Origin of the sequence: Enterococcus sp. 22-H-5-01 (assembly GCF_050310005.1) — a bacterium.
Classification (GTDB): Bacteria; Bacillota; Bacilli; order Lactobacillales; family Enterococcaceae; genus Enterococcus_A; species Enterococcus_A hailinensis.
The window spans coordinates 653,254-674,329 of sequence record NZ_CP189993.1 but is presented as its reverse complement, the minus strand read 5'-3'; the positions used below and the strand labels follow the sequence as shown (position 1 = coordinate 674,329).

Genomic DNA, 21,076 nt, shown 5'->3' with positions numbered 1-21,076 from the left:
TCATGGCACAAAAAACAATGATCCAAGCAATTACAGATGGCTTAGCTCTGATGCTTGAAAAAGACAAAGAAGTTTTAATTTTCGGTGAAGATGTCGGTAAAAATGGCGGTGTTTTCCGTGCGACAGAAGGTCTTCAAGAAAAATTTGGCGAAGATCAAGTTTTTGATACACCTTTAGCTGAATCAGGAATTGCCGGACTTGGTTTTGGTCTTGCGTTACAAGGCTTCCGTCCAGTCCCAGAAATCCAATTCTTCGGCTTCGTCTTTGAAGCAATGGATGAAATCGTAGGTCAAATGGCTCGTACTCGTTATCGTATGGGAAATACCCGTAATTTACCAATCACAATTCGTGCACCTTTTGGTGGCGGTGTTCATACGCCAGAACTACATTCAGATAACTTAGAAGGTTTGATGGCTCAATCTCCTGGTTTACGTGTGGTTATTCCTTCAAATCCTTATGATGCAAAAGGATTATTGATTGCTTCAATCCGTAACAATGATCCAGTTGTTTTCTTAGAACATATGAAACTTTATCGTTCATTCCGTGAAGAAGTTCCAGAAGGAATTTACGAAGTACCCTTGGATAAAGCAGCTGTTACAAAAGAAGGCAGTGATATTTCAATCATCACTTATGGCGCAATGGTTCGTGAAGCAATCAAAGCAGCCGATAATTTAGCTAAAGATAATATCAATGCTGAAATCATTGATTTACGCACTGTCGCTCCGCTAGATGTAGAAACAATTATCAAATCAGTTGAAAAAACTGGTCGTGTAGTTGTTGTTCAAGAAGCTCAAAAACAAGCTGGTGTTTCTGCACAAGTTATTTCTGAGATTTCAGAACGTGCAATTCTTTCTTTGGAAGCGCCAATCGGTCGGGTTTCTGCTCCAGATACAATTTTCCCATTTGGACAAGCTGAAGGTATTTGGTTGCCAAATGCATCCGATATCGAAGCGAAAGCAAGAGAAATCGCAACATTTTAATTTGATGTACTAATACCATTCGTCAAAATGCGGCTTGAAAGTGTTTTGATGAGTGGTACTTATAATGGAGACAAGCGGTTTATTTTTTCGAAAAATAAATACATTAGTAAAATAAGGAGCGAATATCATGGCTTATCAATTCAAATTACCAGATATTGGTGAAGGAATCGCTGAAGGCGAAATCGTAAAATGGTTCGTTAAAGCTGGCGATACAATCAATGAAGACGACACATTATTAGAAGTACAAAATGATAAATCAGTCGAAGAAATCCCATCACCTGTAACAGGAACAGTCAAAAAAATCATCGTTGACGAAGGAACAGTTGCTAATGTTGGCGACGTATTAGTCGAAATCGATGCACCAGGACATGAAGACAATGAAGGAGATTCAGGTGTTTCCGCAGAATCACAAACACCATCAAGCCCAGCAGCTACTCCAACAGAAGATACTAAAAAAAGTGAAGATACAAATGCTGAAAGTACTGGCGGCGGTGTTTTCCAATTTAAATTACCAGATATTGGTGAAGGAATCGCTGAAGGCGAAATTGTAAAATGGTTCGTTAAAGCTGGCGATACAATCAATGAAGACGACACATTATTAGAAGTACAAAATGATAAATCAGTTGAAGAAATCCCATCACCTGTAACAGGAACAGTCAAGAAAATCATTGTTGACGAAGGAACAGTTGCTAATGTCGGCGACGTATTAGTCGAAATCGATGCACCAGGGCACAATGATTCAAGTGCAGCACCGACAGAATCATCATCAACTGCTGAAGCACCAAAAGCTGAAGCAAAGGGTGATACCACAGTTGTCGAATCAAGCAATCCAGATAAGCTCGTCTTGGCTATGCCATCTGTTCGTCAATACGCACGTGAAAAAGATGTTGATATTACTCAAGTAACTGCGACAGGTAAAGGTGGAAGAATCATCAAAGATGATATCGATACGTTTATCTCTGGTGACCAACAAGCACCAGCAAAAGCAGAAAATACAGCATCTAAATCAACAGCAGGAGAATCGTCAGCACCAACCAAAGCAGATAAACCTGCGCAACCATTTGTATCTACTATGGGTGAAATGGAAACACGTGAAAAAATGACACCAACACGTAAAGCAATTGCAAAAGCAATGGTCAATAGTAAACATACTGCACCACATGTAACATTACATGATGAAGTAGAAGTGTCTAAACTTTGGGATCACCGCAAAAAATTCAAACAAGTTGCTTTGGATAATGGGACTAAATTGACGTTCTTGCCATATGTTGTTAAAGCTTTGACAGCGACAGTCAAAAAATATCCTGTCTTAAATGCATCAATCGATGATTCAGCACAAGAGATCGTTTATAAAAATTACTATAATATTGGTATTGCGACAGATACGGATCATGGATTATATGTTCCAAATGTTAAAAATGCGGACACAAAAGGCATGTTTAACATTGCTGATGAAATCAATGAAAAAGCCGCTTTGGCTCATGATGGGAAATTAGCAGCAGACGATATGCGTAATGGAACGATTACTATTTCAAATATCGGTTCAGTAGGCGGCGGTTGGTTTACACCTGTTATCAACTACCCTGAAGTAGCGATTCTTGGAGTCGGAACAATCGCACAACAACCGATCGTTAATGGCGAAGGTGAATTAGCAGTTGGACGCGTAATGAAACTTTCATTAAGCTTCGACCATCGAATCGTTGATGGCGCGACAGCGCAAAAAGCCATGAATAATATCAAACGTTTATTGGCTGATCCAGAATTATTATTAATGGAAGGATGATAAAATCATGGTAGTTGGAGATTTTGCCATTGAATTAGATACAGTTGTAATCGGTGCGGGACCTGGCGGCTATGTCGCTGCTATCCGCGCTGCAGAAATGGGACAAAAAGTAGCGATCATTGAACGTGAATACATCGGCGGCGTTTGTCTGAATGTCGGATGTGTTCCGTCTAAAGCATTGATTTCTGCGGGCCATCATTTTCAAGATTCTTTAGATTCTTCAATGTTTGGAGTCAGCAGTGAGAACGTTTCGCTCGATTTCTCTAAAACACAAGAGTGGAAAGAAAATGAAGTCGTTAATAAATTGACAAGCGGTGTTAAATTCTTATTAAAAAAACATAAAGTAGAGATTATTGAAGGAGAAGCTTTCTTTGTTGATGAACAAACACTACGTGTGATCCATCCAGAATCAGCTCAAACTTATTCTTTCAATAATGCTATTATTGCAACTGGGTCTCGCCCTATTGAGATTCCAGGATTTAAATTTGGCGGCCGTGTTTTAGATTCTACTGGCGGTTTGGCTTTAGAATCAGTGCCAGAAAAATTTGTTATCATTGGTGGCGGTGTAATCGGAGCTGAGCTAGGCGGTGCTTATGCTAACCTAGGTTCTCAAGTTACTATTCTTGAAGGAACACCTCAAATTTTGCCAACTTATGAAAAAGACATGGTTCAATTAGTTGAAAAAGATTTTGAGAAAAAAGGAATTAATATTGTTACTTCAGCGATGGCTCGTGAAGCGATTGATAATGGAGACAGCGTAACTGTCCGTTATGAAGTGGATGGAAAAGAACAAACGATCGATGCGGATTACGTTATGGTAACAGTAGGTCGTCGTCCGAACACAAATGACATGGGCTTAGAACAAGCCGGCGTTGAAATGACCGATCGTGGTATGATTACTGTAGATAAACAAGGTCGTACAAATGTATCAAGTATCTTTGCTATCGGTGATATCGTGCCGGGCGCAGCATTAGCTCATAAAGCTAGTTATGAAGCTAAAATTGCTGCAGAAGCAATTTCTGGTAAGAAAGTGGCCGTAGATTACAAAGCGATGCCTGCAGTAGCCTTTACTGATCCAGAATTAGCGACGGTCGGTATGACAATCAAAGACGCGAAAGAAGCCGGAATCGAAGCGAAAGCTTTCAAATTCCCGTTCTCTGGTAATGGTCGTGCGTTATCATTAGGAAAAACAGAAGGATTTATTCGCTTAGTGACTACTGTCGAAGACAATGTCATCATCGGTGGTCAAATTGCTGGAGTGGGTGCAAGTGATATGGTTTCAGAACTTGCATTAGCGATTGAGTCAGGTATGAACGCTGAAGATATCGCATTGACAATTCATCCCCATCCATCATTAGGTGAAATCGTAATGGATGCATCGGAATTAGCATTAGGAATGCCGATTCATATTTAAATGAATGTTGCACCGTATAACAATTGTTGTACGGTGCTTTTCTATTAGGAGGTAAAAGTATGCAAACAATAAAAATTGGAGAAAAACGGGTGCCTATTATTGGCTTAGGAAGTTGGCATATGGGCGATGACCTTCGTTTAAAAAAGCAAGAAATTAATTCGATTAAAAAGGGGATCGAAGCAGGTATTGCTGTCATTGATACAGCAGAAATGTATGGAGAAGGAAATTCTGAGTTGATGTTAGGAGAAGCGATCAACTCGCTAAATCGTGACAATTTATATTTGATCTCAAAAGTCTATCCTTGGAATGCTTCAAAAAAGCAGTTGCCCGTCAGCCTTGATCAGAGTTTAGAGCGTTTAGGAGTAGACTACCTCGATTTATATCTACTGTATTGGCGTGGGTCGATTCCTTTAGAAGAAACAGTAGAAGCGTTAGAACAAGCAAAACAAGCCGGTAAAATTCGCGCATGGGGCGTTTCAAATTTTGATGTTGCAGATTTGGAAGAACTCTATTCAGTACCTAATGGCCAATATTGTGCTGCTAATGAAGTTTTGTACAATTTAGGTAGCCGAGGTATCGAATATGATTTACTTCCTTGGATGCAAGAACATGCGCTGCCTTTGATTGCTTATTCACCGATTGCCCAAGGAGATACGCTAGGAAATGAGTTTCAGCAACAAAAAATTTTACAAGCAATCGCAGATAACCACCATGCGACTGTATTTCAAATTCTATTAGCATGGACACTTCGAAATAATAATACATTGGCTATTCCGCAATCAAGTAACAGTAAGCATGTAATTGAGAATATAAATGCTGCCGAAATAAGTTTGACTGAAAATGAATTAGCTGAAATTGATCGAATATATCCTAAACCTACTAAAAAGCAGTCTTTAGCGATGCTCTGATCAATTATTTTCCAAGTGAATAAGTTGAATAAGCTGATTACTCATAGTTGTGTAATCAGCTTTTTTAGCTGGATAGGTTTTATAGTAAAGTGGATTCCATTCTTGTGGTAAACTAGCTAATGAATGAGGTGGAAAACAAATGGCAAATTATAGTTATCCAATCGATGAGGATTGGACACATGAAGAATTAGCGAAAGTAATTACTTTTTTAAATCTTGTTGAAGAAGCCAATGAGACAAGTGTTGACAAAGAAAAATTTATGGTTGGCTATAAAGAATTTAAAACAGTTATTAAAAGTATCGGAGAAGAAAAAAGACTCGGTCGAGATTTTGAACAAATCAGTGGCTATTCTTTATATCGAACAGTTCAACAGGCAAAAATGACTGATTCTAAACGTTTTAAAATCTGAGGTGAAGATTACTAGCAGATATGGAGGGAGATTATGGAAAAACAGATTATTGATTGGATCTATGAAGCTGCTGAAAAGATAAAAGCTGGATTGGGCGAAGCACTAAAAGTTGATCAGAAGAGCGGTAGAACAGATCTTGTTACAAATGTGGATAAAGCTGTACAAGAGTTTATTGTCGATAAAATCCATGTGTTTGATCCAGATGCGAAGATATTAGGTGAAGAAAATGGTCAAGATCAAACACCCATCGATAAAGGACGGGTCTTTTTAATTGATCCAATTGATGGAACACTAAACTTCGTGATGCAACAAGAAAATTTTTGTATTATGATTGCGGTCTATGAAGAAGGTGTGGGTCAATTAGGATTCATTTATGATGTTATGCGTGATGAACTTCTCTGGGGTGGTCCAAAGGTGGGGAAAGTTTTTTATAATCATAAAGAACTAGCGAAACCTGAAAATAAATCATTAAGTCAAGGTTTAATGGGGATGAATGCCGGTTTATATCGTGAAAATCACTATCATGCCCAAACAATCGCAAAAGAATCAATGGGAATTAGAGTTTTGGGATGTGCAGGCTTAGATTTTATTGCCATCTTAAAAGGAACTCAAATTGGCTATATGAGTCTTTTGAGCCCTTGGGACTATGCTGCAGGGACGATCATGATGAAGCAGTTAGGTATGACTTTCCATGGCGCAAACGCGCAACCATTACATTTTAATACGCGTGAATTTTTTATTGGCGGGACTGCTGCAGCAATGGCGGAAATACAGGCTTTTGATCAATAAAATTCTTAAGAAATGATTTTTTCTGAAAAAGTGAAAATGTTTTACTAACACTCACTACGATTTTCTGTTATAATTGTCAATCGAGTGAGTCTCGCGTTACAAGAAAAGGAGCAATTAATTTGAAATACAGAGAAGATATTCGCAACGTAGCAATTATCGCCCACGTTGACCATGGTAAAACAACATTAGTTGATGAAATGTTAAAGCAATCTGATACCCTAGACAGTCACGTTAATTTACAAGAACGTGCAATGGATTCAAATGCATTAGAAAAAGAACGTGGTATCACGATCTTAGCCAAAAATACTGCAGTAAACTACAAAGACTTCAAAATCAACATCATGGACACACCAGGACATGCCGATTTCGGTGGTGAAGTGGAACGTATCATGAAAATGGTTGATGGTGTTCTTTTAGTTGTCGATGCGTATGAAGGTACAATGCCTCAAACACGTTTCGTTTTGAAAAAAGCCTTAGAACAACATTTAACACCAATCGTTGTTGTAAATAAAATCGACAAACCTTCAGCTCGTCCTGAAGAAGTTGTTGATGAAGTGTTAGAATTATTTATCGAATTAGGTGCGGATGATGAACAATTAGACTTCCCAGTCATCTATGCATCAGCAATCAACGGAACATCAAGCTTGTCAGATGATCCAGCTGAACAAGAAGCAACAATGGCACCAATTTTTGATACAATCGTTGAAAAAATTCCAGCGCCAGTTGACAACAGCGACGAACCTTTACAATTCCAAGTATCATTATTAGACTATAATGATTATGTTGGACGTATCGGTATCGGCCGTGTCTTCCGTGGGAAAATGAAAGTCGGCGACCAAGTATCTGTTATGAAACTTGATGGTTCGATCAAAAACTTCCGTGTAACAAAAATCTTTGGTTTCTTCGGCTTACAACGTTTAGAAGTTCAAGAAGCACAAGCAGGTGATTTGATTGCCGTTTCAGGTATGGAAGATATCTTCGTTGGTGAAACAGTGACACCTATAGACCATCAAGATGCACTACCTGTGTTACACATTGATGAACCAACATTACAAATGACATTCTTAGTTAATAACTCACCATTTGCTGGACGCGAAGGTAAATACGTTACTTCACGTAAAATTGAAGAACGTTTAATGTCAGAATTGCACACGGACGTTTCACTACGTGTAGAAAATACTGATTCTCCTGATGCATGGACAGTTTCTGGTCGTGGCGAATTACATTTATCAATCTTGATTGAAAATATGCGTCGTGAAGGCTATGAATTACAAGTATCACGTCCAGAAGTTATTGAACGCGTTATTGATGGCGTTAAATGTGAACCATTTGAACGTGTACAAATCGATACTCCTGAAGAATATATGGGTAGTGTAATCGAAGCTTTAGGACAACGTAAAGCTGAAATGCAAGATATGATTCATTCTGGAAATGGTCAAGTACGTTTGATTTTCTTAGCCCCAGCTCGTGGTTTAATTGGATTCACTACTGAATTCTTATCAATGACACGTGGTTACGGAATCATGAACCATACTTTCGATCAATATTTACCAATGATCCAAGGTGGTTTAGGTGGCCGTCGTAACGGTGCACTTGTTTCTGTCGATAATGGTAAAGCAACAATGTACTCAATCATGAGTGTAGAAGAACGTGGAACGGTCTTTGTTGCACCAACTACAGAAATCTACGAAGGTATGATCGTCGGCGAAAACAGTCGTGATAATGACCTTGGTGTTAATATTACTAAAGCTAAACAAATGACTAACGTCCGTTCAGCGAACAAAGACCAAACGTCTGTTATCAAAAAACCTCGTATCTTAACGTTAGAAGAATCATTAGAATTCTTGAACGACGATGAATACTGTGAAGTTACTCCAGAATCTATTCGTCTACGTAAACAAATTCTAAATAAATCTGAACGTGAAAAAGCTGCAAAAAAACGTAAATAGATTTTAAATATCTTTGAAAGCCACGCTAAATGAAGCGTGGCTTTTTTTAATTTTACTCAAATTAAATTGAATATATTAAATGGCAAAAAAACGTTATGTTTCATATTGGAGTTTTGTTTCACGAATACACTACGCAAAAGAATTGATTTTCTGCACTTTTGGCATAGTTTTTGGGTTTGTAACCTTATCGTAATATTTAATAGGTTGTGCAAAAGTCTAAATCCGAACGAAAGCTTTAGAAAAAGCTTAGTCTCGCGTAATTTTTTCCTTTTTGAATTTTTTCTATGTTATAATGTTGGAATCAAGATAGGAGGGGAAGCAAAATGGAAAATATTTCTTCTGATTTTGCCATTAAAGTATTACAAGAGGATGCAGATCGTATCAAATTATTGATCCGCAATCAGACCAATAGTCTTTGTATTTCTCAGTGTAAAGCTTTTGAAGAGGTCGTTGACACTCAAATGTACGGCTTCTCACGCCAAGTTTTTTTTGCAGAAAAAGTTGGTATTCTAAATCGTGGAGAAGGGCAACGAATGCTGAGTGAATTAGAAGCAGAGTTGAATCGTCTTTACACAGAATTGTACGAAACTCGTCAAGATTTGACGGATGCCGGCTGGGAGGCTTAACTCGTGCCAACGAAAATTAAGAAACGTCATTTTTTAGATTATAGTATCTTGATACCGTATTTGATTTTAACGGTTATCGGATTGATTTTTGTATACAGTTCAACTTCCTATTTATTAATATCGAACAATGTAAGCCCAACGAGCTTGGTATTGAACCAAGGTATTTTTTGGGTTTTAAGTTTAATCTTGATTAGTTTGATGTATAAAATGAAAACAGATGTATTGAAAAGTCAGCAGTTGATTATTATAGCTACTTACTTTATTTTTTTGCTGTTGATTATTGTATTTTTTGTCGGGGATGAGGTAAATGGCGCCAAAGGTTGGATCAGAATTGGCTCCTTTAGTATGCAGCCGGCCGAGTACCTTAAAATTATGGTTGTCTGGTATTTATCATATATTCTTTCTAAACGTCAAGATACCATTCAAAATAATTTTGTGACTGATATGAAACGTCCAATGATTTTAGTGATCGTCATGATTTTGTTAGTTGCAATCCAGCCTGATATGGGAAATGCAGCCATTATTACGTTGTTAGCTGTTGTATTATTATTATCGAGCGGAATCAATTGGTTTTACAGTGTGATCATCGGTGGTGGAGGAATAGTTGGGAGCTTCTTAGTGATCGAAATGTTGACCCACTTTGGAGAAAAAATATTCCCTGCCCGGTTGCAATATATTTTTAGTCGTTTTGAAAGTTTCAAAAATCCTTTCAAATATGAGCTTGACCAAGGCCACCAAATGGTAAATGGTTATTATGCCATGTATAATGGTAGTTGGTTCGGTCGAGGACTTGGAAATAGTATTGAGAAAAAAGGTTTTCTAAGTGAAGCCCATACCGACTTTATTTTTGCGATTGTTGTAGAAGAAGTTGGATTAATTGGTGCTTTGATTATTTTAGGAATCTTGATATTTATGATCGTTCGAATTTTCTTAGTAGGTATTCGATCGAAGAAATCATTCAATTCATTAATTTGTATTGGAATTGGCAGTTTGTTGTTATTACAAGTCTTTATTAATCTTGGTGGTATTTTAGGAATTATTCCTTTGACAGGGATCACTTTCCCGTTCTTAAGTCAAGGAGGAAACAGTCTACTCGTCTTGTCTGTCGGCGTTGCTTTTGCGTTGAATATCAGTGCTGATGAGAAACGAACAAAACTTGCATTCGAGTATGAATACTTAAAAAGTCAGGAGTGAAGTGTATGAAAAAGGTATTGGTAGCAAATAGAGGAGAAATCGCAACGCGGGTGTTTCGTGCGTGTAATGAATTAAATATCAAAACAGTCGCAATCTTCGCAGAGGAAGATGCTTATTCTGTTCATCGTTTTAAATCAGATGAGGCTTATTTGGTGGGTAAAGGTAAAAAACCAATTGATGCCTACTTAGATATTGAAGATATCATTCGAGTAGCAAAAGAAGCTCATGTCGATGCGATTCACCCTGGTTATGGTTTCTTATCAGAAAATCTTGAGTTCGCTAAACGTTGTAGTGAAGAGGGCTTAGTTTTCATTGGACCTAACTTGCACCATTTAGATATTTTCGGCGATAAAATCAAAGCTAAAACAGCTGCTTTAGAAGCAGGGATTCCGTCAATTCCCGGTTCTGATGGTCCAGTTGATACAATTGAAGGTGTCTTAGCTTTTGCAGAGTCACATGGCTACCCAATCATGATCAAAGCGGCATTAGGCGGTGGCGGTCGAGGAATGCGTGTTGCCCATGATGAGAAAGAAGCTCGTGAGGGATACGACCGTGCAAAAAGTGAAGCGAAAGCAGCTTTTGGTAACGACGAGATTTACGTTGAAAAATATGTTGCCAATCCTAAACATATCGAAGTCCAAATCTTAGGTGACGAACATGGAAATGTTCTGCATTTATTTGAACGTGATTGTTCGGTTCAACGTCGCCACCAAAAAGTAGTAGAAGTTGCACCATGTGTATCTTTAAATGATGAGCAGCGTGAAAAAATTTGTCAAGCAGCAGTTCAATTAATGAAACATGTTGGGTATGTTAATGCAGGAACAGTCGAATTCTTAGTTGAAGGGAACAACTTTTATTTCATCGAAGTAAATCCTCGTGTCCAAGTAGAACATACTATCACTGAATTGATTACTGGTGTAGATATCGTAACTTCACAAATTTTAATAGCTCAAGGCAAAGATTTACATGAAGAAATCGGTTTGCCCAAACAAGAAGATATAAAAATCTCAGGGGCGGCTATTCAATGTCGTGTGACGACAGAAGATCCGTTGAATGGATTTATGCCAGATACAGGGAAAATTGATACTTATCGCTCACCAGGTGGTTTTGGTGTTCGTTTAGATGTAGGGAATGCGTATGCCGGAGCAACTGTAACACCTTATTTTGATTCATTATTGGTTAAAGTATGTACCCATGCGTTAACTTTTGATCAAGCAATTGAAAAAATGCAACGTTGTTTGATTGAGTTTAGAATTCGGGGTGTTAAAACCAATATCCCATTCATGCACAATGTGATCAGTCATCCTGTTTTTCAAAGCGGAAATGCAAAAACTACCTTTATTGATAACACGCCGGAACTATTCAATTTTCCACGTGTACGTGATCGTGGGAATAAAACAATGCGTTATATCTCAGAAATCACAGTAAATGGTTTTCCTGGTATCGACAAACAAGAAAAACGTTATTTTGAAAATCCTCGGATGCCTAAAATCGAAAATAAAAAAATTATCACTGCAAAAAATATCTTAGATCAATCCGGTCCAGAAGCGGTAACTAATTGGATCAAAGAACAAGATCCAGTCCTATTGACGGATACAACATTCCGTGATGCACATCAAAGTTTATTAGCAACGCGTGTGCGGACCCATGATTTATTGACGATTGCTGAAGCAACTGGCGAAGGTATTCCGGAGTTGTTTTCTAGTGAGATGTGGGGCGGGGCAACATTCGATGTCGCTTATCGCTTTTTAACTGAGGATCCTTGGAAACGTCTTAAATTGATGCGTAAAGCAATGCCGAATACATTACTTCAAATGTTATTCCGTGGTTCAAATGCCGTGGGTTATTCTAATTATCCAGACAATGTTCTAGAAGAATTCATCAAAGAAGCCGCCCATAATGGAATTGATGTGTTCCGAATTTTTGATAGCTTAAATTGGATTCCACAAATGGAGAAAAGCATTCAATATGTCCGAGATGCTGGAAAAATTGCTGAAGGTACGATTTGTTATACCGGTGATATTTTAGATCCATCACGGACAAAATATAATGTGCAATATTATAAAAATATGGCGAAAGAACTAGAGTCTATCGGTGCACATATGATTGCTATTAAAGATATGGCTGGGTTGTTGAAACCACAAGCCGCGTATCGTTTAGTTAGCGAATTAAAAGAAACAACGGATCTACCGATTCATCTGCACACTCATGACACAGCTGGAAATGGGATCATTACCTTATCAGCAGCAGTCAAAGCAGGTGTTGATGTGGTCGATGTAGCGACTAGCGCGATGAGCGGAGCTACTAGTCAGCCAAGTATGAGCAGTTTATATTATGCGTTGCAATACGGTGACCGTGCACCAGAACTAAATCTTAAAAATGTTCGTCAAATCAATCATTATTGGGAAGATGTACGCCCATATTATTCAAGTTTTGAAAATGGTTTAGTAGCGGCTCAAACAGAAGTTTACAGTCATGAAATGCCTGGTGGTCAATATTCAAACTTACAGCAACAAGCGAAAGCAGTTGGCTTAGGTGACAAATGGGATGAAATCAAAGAGATGTATCAAACAGTAAATCTAATGTTTGGTGATATCGTAAAAGTAACCCCATCTTCAAAAGTGGTTGGTGATATGGCATTGTTCATGGTTCAAAATGACTTAACTGAAGAAGCCATTTATGAACGTGGAAATGAATTGAGTTATCCTGATTCAGTCATTAGCTTCTTCCAAGGCGAATTGGGTCAACCTGTGGGTGGATTCCCAGAAAAATTACAACAAATTATTTTACAAGGACGTCCCGCAATGCAAGAACGCCCAGGTAAATTTGCTGAACCTGTTGATTTTGACAAAGTAAAACAAGAACTACAAGAATTGATTGGTTTTGAACCAAGTAAAACAGATGTTTTAAGTTACTTGATGTATCCGCAAGTATTTTTAGATTATCAAAAATCATATGCGCAATTTGCAGATGTTACTTTATTAGATACTCCGACTTTCTTTAGCGGTATGCGTTTAGGTGAAACTGTTAATGTTCAAATTGAAAAAGGCAAAATCCTGATTATTCGTCTAGATGAAATTGGTGAGGCGGATATTGAAGGAAATCGTACGTTGTTCTTCAACTTAAATGGCCAACGTCGTGAAATCGTAGTTAAAGATGCTTCTATCAAGAGTGCCGTTCAAACAAAACGTAAAGCAGAACCTACAAATCGGGAACAAATTGGTGCCACGATGTCTGGTTCGGTCTTAAAAGTCTTAGTTAAAAATGGCGATCGCGTTGAAAAAGGGCAACCATTGATGATTACTGAAGCGATGAAGATGGAAACATCGATCGATGCTCGTTTTGCAGGTAAAGTATCTCATTTATATGTTGAAGAAGGCGAGAGCATTTCTTCTGGTGATTTATTGATTGAAGTTGTCGAAAAGTAAGGAGCGTTGTTAAGTGAAAAGAGTGATTGGTTTTATTAGTATCCTATGTACTGTATTGATTGGTTATTATTTGCAACCAGTCCTCTTTCCACCCGCTCAAAAAAAGGTTAGTGTAGAACCTGCGACAAACCAAGTGGTAAAACATAAGGCATTGCAATTTCAAAAAATAAAAACAGCTGGCTATGCACAATATATTTCTCAACCTGTAGCTGAATTTGAAAAAGTTTTTGGACAACCAACGAAAATTGAGAATAGTGGTTTCTTTTTTCAAACTAGAAAGTATCCTTTTGAAAAGGGAATCTTAGAAGTGAACATTGAAGCGGATAAGATAAGTACGATAAAGATAATGGCTAAATCAGCGGACACGCAGCCGTTTAAATTTGGAATGACGAGCAATCAATTATCGGATCAAATTAATCTATCAGCGGATTTTTCTTTGACTTATGATGAAGAACCGGTTGCAGTTGAATTAAGTGAAAGCGATATGCGCTTTCGACCGTTGATCGCGTTTGATAATAATACTTTTGCGATGCTTTTTTTCAATGGCAAAACCGAAAAAATGATTGGAGCAGTCTATGCCGACTTGGAAAGTCTACTGCGCTTGATGCCTTATCAAATCAACAGTGGCAATCCGTTGGCTAATCGTGTTCAAGAAAGCAATCTTGATTGGCCCACTTTAAATCGAGAAAAACAACAAAATTTAGCTGAAGCAATCAATCTCTATCGTTCATTACACAAAAAGACTACTAATCTGGTTTCAGAACGTGCAACAAGCGATAGTGAAAAAATGCTCTCTGAATTTTTAAATAGTCCTAAAAAAGTATTGAATAAGGAACGTTTAGAAGAGTGGCAAACAGACCAAAGCGCACATTTGAGTAATTTATCTTTCGAACTCAAAGACAGTGAATTTAGAAAATTGGCTAAAGAAAATCAAGTTGAATATAAAACTGGATTTAGCTATACACCTACAGTAGATCCTTTATTTAATCTATTTGAATGGATCAGTCATAGTCATCTAGTCGATATTTTTGACGATTCTGAGGCAGATGAGTTAGGCGTTGCAATTGATCAAGAAAGTGTGCTAATCTTGAAACAAGAACCAGAAAAAACAAAGGATAGTGAGTAAGTTGATTATTAATGAAGCGTTCTTCCAATTAGAAGACCAAAATCGCCTACTGATTCAAACTATCTTAGCCAGTCAAAATTATCAAAATTATTTACTGACTAAAAAAGAGATGGATGATTGTCCTGAAGTAGCTGAATTAAGAAAAGTTTTTCAAGCCACAAAAGATAAATTTGAACGGATTTCTTCATATGGCGAGTACGCGCCGGGATATCGTGAACAACAACGAAGTGTTCGATCAAGCAAACGTGCTTTAGACTTAAATGAAAAAGTTGCTGCCTTTCGAATTGCTGAAACAGAGTTGCAGCAGCTATTGGATGAAATTGGTCAACGTTTGGCAACAACCATTTCAAATGAAATCAAAGTAGATGCTGGAAATCCCTTTTTCGAAACGGGAAATCATGGTTGCAAGGGGAATTGTCATGGATAATACAGAATTCGTAGTACAAAAAAGACGTGGGATGATTGTCTGGGTCTATTCATTGAAACAATTAAAAACATTGAAACGTTTTGGCTTAATTCATTTTGTTTCGAGAAAAATGAAATATGTTGTATTGTATGTGAATGAAGAAGTTGCAGACGAAACGGAAGAGAAATTGCAAGCTTTGCATTTTGTTCGTCAAGTTGAACGTTCTTACCGACCAGATATCGAAATGAATTTTGCTGATCGTATCGGAACAAAAGCTGCATACCAAGTTAAAGATGACGATGAGTTGGATGTCGTAGAAGCCAATACAAAGATTCGACTAGCTGAAACAGTCTAAGTAAGGTGAAAAATGTCTGATTTATTCAAACATTTTTCATCTTTTTCTTTGATAATAGAGAAGTCAGTGAATCTATAAGAGAATCTTTTAAAAAATTAAGTTTGTTAGATGAGGAAAGAGAGGCATGACAAAACATGCGGGTAGTTTCAGGTGAATACGGTGGACGTAAATTAAAAACTTTAAGTGGAAACAATACACGACCAACAACAGATAAAGTTAAAGGTGCGATTTTTAATATGATTGGCCCTTACTTTGATGGTGGTGCAGCATTGGATCTTTTCTCTGGAAGTGGTTCTTTAGGGATTGAAGCGGTCTCTCGTGGAATGGACAAAGCGGTATTAGTAGAAAAGAATTTTCGAGCGATGGAAATTATTCGTGAGAACGTCGCAATGACTAAAAATGAGGAAACTTTTCAATTACTGAAAATGCCAGCAAACCAAGCGATTCAACGTTTAGTAGAAACAGAAACAAAATTTGATTTAGTTTTGCTGGATCCTCCGTATGCGAAGCAAGAAATTGTAAAACAAATTGAGCAGCTTTTAGATCATGATTTACTGACAACAAATGCAATCATTGTTTGCGAAACGGACAAAGCAGTTGAATTACCAGAAAAAATAGGAAACTTAAAAGAACGTAAGCGGCAAGATTATGGGATCACAGCAGTAACTATTTACGATTGGGAGGATTAAAATGAAAAAAATCGCTCTTTTTCCTGGTAGTTTTGATCCGTTAACGATGGGTCATTTAAGTACGATTGAACGTGGAGCACAACTATTTGATGAATTGGTTATTGGTGTTTTCGTAAATACTAATAAAAAAAGCTTTTTTACATCGGAAGAAAAAGTAACGATCGTTAAGGAATCGGTCAGTCATTTAGCCAACGTTCGTGTATTGGCACAAGAGAGTGATCTAACTGTAAACGTAGCTAAAACATTAGGAGCTAAATTTTTATTACGGGGGATTCGTAGTATTAAAGATTATGAATACGAGCAAGAAATCGCTCTGATGAATCAGCATTTAGCGCCAGACTTAGAAACTGTTTTCTTATTAGCTGAACCGAAATACAGTCATATTAGTTCCTCCTTATTAAAAGAAGTTTGGACTTTCAATGGAGATATAAAAGAATACTTGCCGGAACCTGTTTTTCGAGCATTGGAAAAGAAGCGTGAACAATTGTGAAAAATAATAAATTAGTTAAGCGGCTCCTGCTGATTTTCATTGCATTAGTTGCAGTTGCCTGTGTGATAGTACCTTTGCCATATTATATTGAAGCGCCGGGAGATACTATCAATTTAAAAGAATTGATCACGGTCAATGATAACAAAGATGATCAAAAAGGTTCCTTCAGTTTGACCTCAGTCGGTATTCGTCGCGCAACGGTTTTTACAATGGCCAAAGCCAAATTTGAACCGTTTTACGAAATTATTTCTGCTGAAGATCTAACTGGTGGAGCTAGCGATGAAGAATATATGCAGATTCAACAGTTCAATATGGAAACTTCTCAAAATTTTGCGATTGAGCAAGCAATGAAATTAGCAAATAAACCTTATGAAATGAAATATAAAGGGGTCTATGTTCTAGGAGTAGAAAAAAATTCTAATTTTGCTGGAAAAATCTCGATTGGAGATACGATCACAAAAGCTGATGGCAAAGAATTTGCAAGCAGTGAGGAATTTATGAAATATGTGAAGTCACAAAAAGTTGGTCAGGAAATGAAAGTGACCTACATCCATGATGGCAAAACAAAAGAAGCGACTGAAAAATTAATCAAACTTCCAACCGATAAAAAACCAGGCATCGGAATCAGTCTGACCGACCATACTGAAATTGAATCGCAGGAGAAAGTGAAAATCGATGCTGGAAGCATTGGTGGCCCTTCTGCGGGCTTGATGTTCACCTTAGAGGTTTATCAACAATTAGTTGATAAAGACTTGAGAAACGGCCAAAAAATCGCAGGTACCGGTACGATGGATTCTGCGGGAAATGTTGGACGAATCGGTGGTATTGATAAGAAAGTAGCTAGTGCTTCCGCTAGCGGCGCAAAAATCTTCTTTGCTCCAAATGATGAAATCACTAAAGAAATGAAAAAGGCACAGCCAGGAATTAAATCTAATTATGAAGAAGCTAAAGCAGCAGCTAAAAAATTAGGCACTGATATGAAAATTGTTCCTGTTAAAACAGCACAAGATGCTTTAGATTATTTAGAACAAATGAAATAGAAAATCACAACAGTAAAGTATGATGTATTTGATCCATGAACTTGAAATTTAACGATCTATTTTGAATACGCAGAGGAAGACTTCATTTAGTCATTTCCTTTGCGTATTTTTTTGTAAAGGAGGTTATGATGAAAGACTATTTAAAAAAATATCCATATTTATTACTCATTCCGGTCGCTTTATTCGGCGTCTGTTTCTTTATTTTTCAAAAAGAAGAAGAAACAATTAGTCAACCAACGCTTTTTTCAACCAGTCAATCAGTATTAGAAACAACTAGTGCCACTGTTAGTGAAGAATGGTATGTTGACGTTAAAGGAGCTGTAAATAAGACTGGCATGTATCGGATCAAAGAAGGCATGCGTTTGATGGATGTCATTGAGTTAGCTGGAGGATTTACTGCTGAGGCTGATCAAAATCAAATCAATTTTTCCAAGTTGTTAGCTGATCAAGAAATCGTCTATGTGCCTAAAGTAGGAGAAGAAATACCAACGATCAATGAAGAAACAAAATCAGCACAAAATAAGACTGAGGATACGAATAAGAAAATCAATATCAATACAGCGGATGCAAGTGAATTACAGCAATTATCTGGAATCGGCGAAAAACGTGCAGCAGATATTATTAAATTTCGTGAAGGGAATGGCGGTTTCCAAGCGATCGAAGATTTGATGAAAGTATCGGGCATCGGGGAAAAGACACTTGAAAATTTGAAGGACTCGATTACAATATAGAAAAGATCTAAATGAGAGGATGAACACCTTGAAGACAGAAAGAATTCCATGGGACCAATATTTTATGGCGCAAGCCGTATTGTTATCATTAAGAAGTACCTGTACTCGCCTTGAGGTGGGGGCTACGATCGTTAGAGATAAGCGAATCATTGCGGGAGGATATAATGGGTCCGTAAGTGGCGATGTCCATTGTGTCGATGACGGTTGCTATGTAGTTGATGGTCATTGTTTAAGGACGATCCATGCAGAGATGAATGCCTTGTTACAATGTGCAAAATTAGGTATTGCTACAGATCAAGCCGAAATTTACGTCACACATTTTCCTTGCTTGGCGTGTACAAAAGCTTTGCTGCAAGCGGGTATCAAGAAAATCCATTATTTGAAAGATTATCATAATGATCCTTATGCGATTGAATTGATCAGCCAAGTAGGCGCCAGTGTTCACCAAGTTCATTTAGAAAGTAAATATTTTACGAAATTGCAATTAGGAGAAGATGCTGCCACATCACCTGAAAAATAAGCGAATTACGTAATTATTTAATTTTGCCGATTTTTTGCGCCATATTATCGGGCGCACTCATGTATCAATTCAATTATTGGCTATTGATTTTGCTGATAATCTTGTTGATACGAATTTGCTGTATGAAAAGACCGAAACTGCTAGTTATGGTCTTTTTGTGCAGTTTTTTTATTGGAATCAGATCCTATTTATATATTAATAATTTTTCAGCAGACCAATTAGTGATAACAAATGAGCGAATAAACATTCAGGTAGATACCGTTAAAATAGATGGAAATCTTTTGAAATTTTATGGTCAGATCGATGGAAAAATGTATTTGATTTACTACACGTTGGCGTCCGAAAACGAAAAGCTGAATTGGTCGAACCAAGCGCCTCCTGACTACGCTATAATCAGCGGAAAGACCGAAAATTTTTCGCCGGCTCGTAATTTAAATGGCTTTGATGAACAAAAATACTATCATAGCATCGGCATTTCTCAATCGTTACAAGCCGATTCATTGAGACCAGTGGACTCTAGAAAGTATAGTCTCAGCCGCTTGCGACACCGATTGATTGATCGAATCGATCAGCGGTACTCCGATCATTTAGCAAGTTATATCAAAGCCTTAGTAATTGGTTACAAAGATTTGCAATTCGATGAATATATGGATGGCTATAAAGCCAATGGCTTGCTCCATCTTTTTACACTTTCGGGATTGCATATCCAATTTTATCTAGGTGGATTACACGTACTTTTAAAACGGCTGAGGTTAGTTAGAGCATCGCGTTTGGGTATTCTCTGTTTAGTTAGTTTGTTCGTGATTCCTTTGACTGGAGGGAGTTATAGTACGATTCGGGCTGTTTTTAGTTTTTTGATTGCTTTTAGTTGTCTTACGTTTGATGTTGCTCTATCTAAGCTTGATCAATGGAGTATCATGTTGTTTTTATTAGTAAGTTGTTTCCCGCTAGCGTTATGGTCTGTGGGTGCTCAATTAAGCGTATTTTTTTCTATGATCCTTTTGTATATGACAGATTTAGAATTAAAACAATGGCAGCACTCGCTCATGTTTACTTTTTTAGCGCTTCCGATTTTAATATATAGCTTTAGTGAATGGTCGATTCTGGGTGGCGTGTTAACACTATTGCTGTTTCCTTTGTTTGAATGGGTGATCCTGCCTAGTTGCTTGCTGCTATTTGCGGGTTGTTTTTTACCGGGAATACATTATTTCAGTAATTTATTTGATGAATGCTTACGACTACTAGAATGGTTCCTAATCAAATTCTCTCTTCCGAATTTGATAATTGGGAAACCTAGTATCTTTATATTTTTATGTTTATCCATCCTTGTGCTCACTTTGCTAGATCGGATTAAGTACCAACGAACGTATTATTTTTTGATTTTACTAGCAGTTGGGTTGCTTTTTTCTATTTCCTATTCTTTCAGAGGGATCGTTGCTTTTGTTGATGTAGGGCAGGGAGACTGTTTATTCATTCGTCTACCATTCAAACAAGAAACATTCTTGATTGATACGGGTGGACGTTTGCGTTTTGAACAGGAGCTATGGAAACAGCGACAGTCCAAAGCACTCTCTGATTATAATATCCTACCGTTTTTACGATCTATTGGTTGTCAAAAAATCGATCATTTGATCGTGACGCATAATGATGAAGATCATATGGGAGAATTAGAAAATATTCTAGCTAATGTACGGGTCAAAAATCTATATCTAGGCACAGGTTCACAAATGGAATTAAGAGAACTATTAGAGCCACTTAAAGGAACAGCCGTTCATTTAGTAAAACAAGGCGATCAAGTTGGTCAAAAATTGAAATTGAGCATCTTGTCACCGCAAAAAAGTACTGGTGAGAACAATGATTCGCTCGTTACCTATTTCGAAATTAATCAGCAACGTTTTTTAATTACGGGGGATCTTGAAATAACGGGAGAAGAAAAATTGATCCAGGATTATCCCAACTTGAGAGTCGATTTCTTAAAAGTTGGGCACCATGGCAGTAATACATCTACGAGTGAGCAATTTTTAGCAATGATGGATCCAAAATATGCGATCATCTCGGTTGGTCGGAATAATCGCTATGGTCATCCTACTCCTGAGACCTTTGAAAAATTAGCAAGTCGAAAAATCTACACTTTGCGAACAGATCAAAATGGCATGGTCTATTACCAATGGTCGCCGATAACAAAGCGTGGAAAACTCAAACTCCTGATAGATTTTCCACGATAATCGTGGTAGCATGG

19 protein-coding genes are annotated in these 21,076 nt (G+C 37.5%); all 19 read left to right on the top strand.

Annotation, left to right across the window (positions count from 1 at the left end):
• The first annotated feature begins 2 nt into the window (after window positions 1–2).
• On the top strand, window positions 3–980 hold the full coding sequence (locus ACQKTA_RS03390) for an alpha-ketoacid dehydrogenase subunit beta (RefSeq protein ID WP_427814192.1): 978 nt from the start codon (window positions 3–5) through the stop codon (window positions 978–980).
• A gap of 127 nt (window positions 981–1,107) precedes the next feature.
• Window positions 1,108–2,763, top strand: a complete 1,656-nt coding sequence (locus tag ACQKTA_RS03385; RefSeq protein WP_427814191.1) for a dihydrolipoyllysine-residue acetyltransferase — start codon at window positions 1,108–1,110, stop codon at window positions 2,761–2,763.
• Window positions 2,764–2,770: 7 nt separating this feature from the next.
• Complete coding sequence (gene lpdA / locus ACQKTA_RS03380) at window positions 2,771–4,177, top strand: dihydrolipoyl dehydrogenase (RefSeq protein WP_427814190.1); 1,407 nt, start codon at window positions 2,771–2,773, stop codon at window positions 4,175–4,177.
• Window positions 4,178–4,236: 59 nt separating this feature from the next.
• Window positions 4,237–5,085, top strand: a complete 849-nt coding sequence (locus ACQKTA_RS03375; RefSeq protein WP_427814189.1) for an aldo/keto reductase — start codon at window positions 4,237–4,239, stop codon at window positions 5,083–5,085.
• A 139-nt stretch (window positions 5,086–5,224) separates the two neighbouring features.
• Complete coding sequence (locus ACQKTA_RS03370) at window positions 5,225–5,494, top strand: UPF0223 family protein (protein ID WP_332580139.1); 270 nt, start codon at window positions 5,225–5,227, stop codon at window positions 5,492–5,494.
• Between the two features lie 33 nt (window positions 5,495–5,527).
• Window positions 5,528–6,283 (top strand): inositol monophosphatase family protein, encoded by a 756-nt coding sequence (locus ACQKTA_RS03365; protein ID WP_427814188.1) that lies wholly within the window; start codon window positions 5,528–5,530, stop codon window positions 6,281–6,283.
• 119 nt (window positions 6,284–6,402) lie between these two features.
• Window positions 6,403–8,232: a translational GTPase TypA gene (gene typA, locus ACQKTA_RS03360; protein ID WP_332580141.1), complete on the top strand. Its 1,830-nt coding sequence runs from the start codon at window positions 6,403–6,405 to the stop codon at window positions 8,230–8,232.
• 323 nt (window positions 8,233–8,555) lie between these two features.
• Window positions 8,556–8,858: a YlaN family protein gene (locus ACQKTA_RS03355; protein WP_071858771.1), complete on the top strand. Its 303-nt coding sequence runs from the start codon at window positions 8,556–8,558 to the stop codon at window positions 8,856–8,858.
• Between the two features lie 3 nt (window positions 8,859–8,861).
• The gene (locus ACQKTA_RS03350; RefSeq protein WP_332580142.1) at window positions 8,862–10,052 is read left to right on the top strand and encodes an FtsW/RodA/SpoVE family cell cycle protein; all 1,191 of its coding nucleotides are present in this window, start codon (window positions 8,862–8,864) and stop codon (window positions 10,050–10,052) included.
• 5 nt (window positions 10,053–10,057) lie between these two features.
• On the top strand, window positions 10,058–13,480 hold the full coding sequence (locus ACQKTA_RS03345) for a pyruvate carboxylase (protein WP_407857266.1): 3,423 nt from the start codon (window positions 10,058–10,060) through the stop codon (window positions 13,478–13,480).
• 13 nt (window positions 13,481–13,493) lie between these two features.
• Window positions 13,494–14,606 carry a CAP-associated domain-containing protein gene (locus ACQKTA_RS03340; RefSeq protein ID WP_427814187.1) on the top strand — a complete coding sequence of 371 codons (1,113 nt, stop codon included), beginning with the start codon at window positions 13,494–13,496 and terminating at the stop codon, window positions 14,604–14,606.
• Between the two features lies 1 nt (window position 14,607).
• Window positions 14,608–15,033, top strand: a complete 426-nt coding sequence (locus ACQKTA_RS03335) for a YlbF family regulator (RefSeq protein WP_332580145.1) — start codon at window positions 14,608–14,610, stop codon at window positions 15,031–15,033.
• Window positions 15,020–15,367 (top strand): YlbG family protein, encoded by a 348-nt coding sequence (locus ACQKTA_RS03330; protein WP_332580155.1) that lies wholly within the window; start codon window positions 15,020–15,022, stop codon window positions 15,365–15,367. The genes ACQKTA_RS03335 and ACQKTA_RS03330 overlap by 14 nt, the downstream gene beginning before the upstream one ends.
• 134 nt (window positions 15,368–15,501) lie before the next feature.
• A complete protein-coding gene (gene rsmD, locus ACQKTA_RS03325; protein ID WP_427814186.1) occupies window positions 15,502–16,056 on the top strand; it encodes a 16S rRNA (guanine(966)-N(2))-methyltransferase RsmD in 555 nt (184 codons plus the stop codon).
• A 1-nt stretch (window position 16,057) separates the two neighbouring features.
• Complete coding sequence (gene coaD, locus ACQKTA_RS03320; protein WP_427814185.1) at window positions 16,058–16,546, top strand: pantetheine-phosphate adenylyltransferase; 489 nt, start codon at window positions 16,058–16,060, stop codon at window positions 16,544–16,546.
• Entirely contained in the window at window positions 16,543–17,586 is a 1,044-nt protein-coding gene (locus ACQKTA_RS03315; RefSeq protein ID WP_427814184.1) for a SepM family pheromone-processing serine protease, read from the top strand. Before coaD ends, ACQKTA_RS03315 begins: the two co-directional genes overlap by 4 nt.
• A gap of 128 nt (window positions 17,587–17,714) precedes the next feature.
• A complete protein-coding gene (locus ACQKTA_RS03310; RefSeq protein WP_427814183.1) occupies window positions 17,715–18,317 on the top strand; it encodes a helix-hairpin-helix domain-containing protein in 603 nt (200 codons plus the stop codon).
• A 28-nt stretch (window positions 18,318–18,345) separates the two neighbouring features.
• Window positions 18,346–18,837 (top strand): ComE operon protein 2, encoded by a 492-nt coding sequence (locus ACQKTA_RS03305; RefSeq protein WP_143139480.1) that lies wholly within the window; start codon window positions 18,346–18,348, stop codon window positions 18,835–18,837.
• Between the two features lie 59 nt (window positions 18,838–18,896).
• On the top strand, window positions 18,897–21,062 hold the full coding sequence (locus tag ACQKTA_RS03300; protein WP_427814182.1) for a DNA internalization-related competence protein ComEC/Rec2: 2,166 nt from the start codon (window positions 18,897–18,899) through the stop codon (window positions 21,060–21,062).
• Window positions 21,063–21,076 lie beyond the last annotated feature (14 nt).